The 3,223-nt window shown below is 65.4% G+C and carries 4 protein-coding genes and 1 tRNA gene; 3 read left to right on the forward strand and 2 right to left on the reverse strand.

Translation table 11 applies throughout. The annotated features are described in order from the left end of the window. The coding region (locus tag AC1DS3_RS37115) for a transporter substrate-binding domain-containing protein (RefSeq protein ID WP_477129189.1) at window positions 1-547 on the forward strand (547 nt) is incomplete at its 5' end. Window positions 548-642: 95 nt separating this feature from the next. Beyond that, a complete protein-coding gene (locus AC1DS3_RS37120) occupies window positions 643-1,833 on the forward strand; it encodes a benzoate/H(+) symporter BenE family transporter (protein ID WP_441635236.1) in 1,191 nt (396 codons plus the stop codon). A gap of 10 nt (window positions 1,834-1,843) precedes the next feature. Here the strand turns inward: AC1DS3_RS37120 and AC1DS3_RS37125 are convergent, their stop codons facing one another. Beyond that, complete coding sequence (locus tag AC1DS3_RS37125) at window positions 1,844-2,284, reverse strand: hypothetical protein (RefSeq protein WP_477129190.1); 441 nt, start codon at window positions 2,282-2,284, stop codon at window positions 1,844-1,846. Between the two features lie 343 nt (window positions 2,285-2,627). On the opposite strand from AC1DS3_RS37125, the gene AC1DS3_RS37130 reads away from it, so the two are divergent. Next, window positions 2,628-2,960, forward strand: coding sequence for a DMT family transporter (locus tag AC1DS3_RS37130; RefSeq protein ID WP_441635072.1), 333 nt, complete (start codon window positions 2,628-2,630; stop codon window positions 2,958-2,960). 74 nt (window positions 2,961-3,034) lie between these two features. Here AC1DS3_RS37130 and AC1DS3_RS37135 read toward each other — a convergent pair. Continuing rightward, window positions 3,035-3,109, reverse strand: a tRNA-Arg gene (locus AC1DS3_RS37135). Window positions 3,110-3,223: the final 114 nt, after the last annotated feature.

Consider the following 3,223-nt stretch of genomic DNA (forward strand, 5'->3'; position numbering starts at 1 on the left):
CGCGCAGGTTGCCTTCACCATTCCGCACTACATCGCCGGCAGCCGCATGCTCGTCAAGACCGACTCCGGCATCCGCAAGCTGGGCGACCTGCGCGGCAAGACGGTCGTCTCCACGGTGGGCACCACGTCGCTCGCGGTGGTGCGCCAGATCAACGGTTCCGGCGCCATGCAGATCCACGTGGTGGAAGCCAAGGACCACGCCGAAGCCTTCACCATGGTCGAGCAAGGCAAGGCCGACGCCTTCGTGATGGACGACGTGCTGCTCTACGGCCTGCGCGCCAATGCGCGCGACCCGGCCCGCTACACCGTCACCGACGAGATGCTGACGATCGAGCCCTACGCCATCATGCTGTCGAAACAGGACGCCGAGTTCAAGCGGCTGGTGGACAAGACCCTGATCGCCGCCATCTATTCGCTCGATACCCAGAAGCTCTACAAGAAATGGTTCCAGTCGCCGATCCCGCCGCAAGGGGTCAACCTCGACATCCCGATGAGCTACCTGCTGCGCGATTCCTTCAAGTTCCCTAGCGACAAGGTCGCTGACTGAGAGCCGCGTCCGGCACGGCGCAACTCGTGCGAAGATGGCGGCCCATCCGCTTTTTCCGCACGCGTTGCGTCGGGTGCCGCCCCATGTCCCGCCCCATGTCCACCACGCCCCCGAAGCTGACCGATCTCTCCGTCTCCGCCCTGGTCGCCGGGCTGATCGCCATGCTGACGGGCTACACCAGTTCGCTGGTGCTGATGATCCAGGCCGGCCAGGCCGCCCATTTGTCGGACGCGCAAGTCGCCTCGTGGATCTGGGCGCTGTCCATCGGCATGGGCGTGACCACCATCGGGCTGTCCCTGCTGACGCGGGCGCCTATCGTCGTTGCCTGGTCCACCCCCGGCGCCGCCCTGCTRATCGCCAGCCTGCCCGGCGTGCCCTACGCGCAGGCCATCGGCGCCTTCGTCATGGCAGCGGTGCTGATGACCGCCGCCGGCATGACCGGCTGGTTCGACAAACTGATGCGCGCGCTGCCGGCCAGCATTGCCTCGGCGCTGCTGGCCGGGATCCTGTTCCGCATCAGCGTCGACGTGTTCGTGCAAGCCCAGCACCAGACCCTGTTGCTGCTGGTGATGTTCGCGCTGTACCTGCTGGGCAAGCGCTTCTGGCCGCGCTACGCGGTGCCGGGCGTGCTGCTGGCGGGCGTGGCGCTGGCCGGCGCGCTTGGTCAGCTGCATTTCGAATCGTTCCATTTCGCGCTGGCCAGGCCGGTGTGGACCACGCCGGCGTTCTCGCTGCAGGCCTTCGTCAGCATCGCGGTACCGTTGTTCATCGTGGCGCTGGCGTCGCAGAATATTCCCGGGCTGGCGGTGCTGCGCGCCGACGGCTATCACGTCCAGGCTTCGCCGCTGATCACTGTCACCGGCATCGCCTCCGCCCTGCTCGCCCCGTTCGGCTCACACGGCATCAACCTGGCAGCCATTACCGCGGCCATCTGCACCGGCACGCAAGCCGATCCCGACCGCAACCGGCGCTATACGGCGGCGGTGGTTTGCGGCATCGGCTATCTGGTTGCGGGGGCGCTGGCAGCCAGCATCGCCGCATTGTTCGCGGCGTTCCCCAAAGCGCTGGTCGTGGCGGTGGCCGCGTTTGCCTTGCTCGGCTCGATCGCCAGCGGCCTGACCACCGCCATGCAAACGCCGGCTGAGCGCGAATCCGCCCTGCTGACGTTCATGATCACCGCCTCAGGCATGACGCTGGCCGGCGTGGGATCCGCCTTCTGGGGCGTGGTGGGCGGCATGCTGGCGCTGATCGTCTTGCGGCCGCGCACTGCCGCCAAGGCCGGATAAGCGCGAGTGCTTACAGCAGCAGGAAAGCGATGTCCGTGGCGCCGATCCCGGAAACCGGTGTGCCCTTGCGCCGCTGGAACAGGATGTGCTGCAGCACCCGGTCGCGGTGCTCGGCAAACGTGGCTGGATCGAAGCGCAGCGCGGTGAGCGCATAGTGCTCGGAGAGCAGCTTGTAGACCCGGTGGCGCACCATCAGCATTTCGCTATCGGCGCGCAGGCGGCTAATCTCGCCAGCGTTATCCTCCTCCAGCTGCCGCATGCCGACCACCACGCGCGCATGCATGCCACGGTAGCGATCCAGCTCGCCGTGCGCCTTGCGCAACTCCTCGCGCAGCGMTCTCACTTCCTGCTGGAGCTTCAGGTTGTGCTGCACGCCTCGCTGGATGCGCGACGCCTCTTCCAGTGCCACATCCGCTGCGGCAATCGTGTTCTGCCAGAGCCCCTGACCCATCGTCTGGCCATCCACCTGCGGCCACACGGTCTGAACCCCACCCTCGCCTTCCATGACGCTCCCCCTGCAAACCTGACTCACCCGCCGCTGGCTTTATCACGACTGCCAGCGGGTCGGAACAACCGCGACCACCCCACAACGAGACTCCGGACTACCGGCACCTGAACAACGCGCTCTTCCTCGATTGAAGATGGCATCCCGGCAAGGAACAACCACCCGAAAGGAGGGATCGCCAGCCCGCAAAGCGGCCTCGAGCATGCTTTGCACTGTACACCCGGCAAGACCCGCCGGGCAGCTATGGGAAAATGTGGCCCCAGCGACAGCCAATGTGAAGGACCCATCGATGAATGCCTATGTACTACTGGCCCTCGCCATCGCGGCTGAAGTCATTGCCACCAGCAGCCTCAAGGCCGCCGAGAATTTCACGCGCCTGTGGCCAAGCGTGCTGGTCGTGGCCGGCTATGTCAGCGCCTTCTTCCTGCTGATGCAGGTCATGAAGACCGTGCCCGTGGGCATCGCCTACGCGATCTGGTGCGGCGCGGGGATCGTGCTCGTGACGCTGATTGCCAGCGTGCTGTATCGGCAAGTGCCGGATCTGGCGGCCTGGGTGGGGATCGGGCTGATTATTGCGGGGGTGGCGGTGATTCAGCTGTTTTCGAAGATGGGGACGCATTGAGACTTGCACGGTGCGGCGGCAAGCCACTGCACTTCAACTGGGGGGAACTTTGATGGATCGCTAAGACCGTGGGGTGGTCCCGCCGGCAGGAATCGAACCTGCATTTCACGCTTAGGAGGCGCGTGTTCTATCCATTGAACTACGGCGAGACGATAGACACTTCCGGATCGGTGAATGCGCCTTGGCGGCGCGGATCCTGAAGCAGGCCGGAGTATATCAAAATCCTCACCGCCCAAGAAACGCGCCGCCCCTCGCTTCAGCAC

It is taken from the genome of Cupriavidus sp. 01L46 (genome assembly GCF_056399905.1).